Origin of the sequence: Microbacterium sp. GbtcB4 (assembly GCF_019091465.1) — a bacterium.
GTDB lineage: Bacteria > Actinomycetota > Actinomycetes > Actinomycetales > Microbacteriaceae > Microbacterium > Microbacterium paraoxydans.
Genome location: NZ_JAGXJJ010000561.1, coordinates 1 through 236 on the forward strand (window position 1 = coordinate 1; position 236 = coordinate 236).

1 protein-coding gene is annotated in these 236 nt (G+C 70.3%); it reads left to right on the forward strand.

Translation table 11 applies throughout. From position 1 onward, the window contains the following. Positions 1-236, forward strand: a 236-nt coding sequence (locus KVS71_RS18825) for a hypothetical protein (RefSeq protein ID WP_217585293.1), incomplete at both ends; no start/stop codon positions are given.

The window sequence follows — 236 nt, forward strand, 5'->3', positions numbered from 1 at the left end:
CGCCTTCCTCGGCCGCCTCAGCCGATTCGCCGAGGACCTGTTCGGATGGTCGGTGAACCCGCTGGCGAAGCTCAAGGACCTCGAGCGGTTCGCGAACTCCGCCGCGGAGTTCGACACGGTCGGCGGCGCGCTCGTGAAGAACCTGATCAGCGCCGTCGTCTCGCTCGCGGGACTGCTGTACAAGCTCGTCCCGCTGGTCGGCGACGCGCTGCACCGGCTCCGCGGAGGGGTCGCCG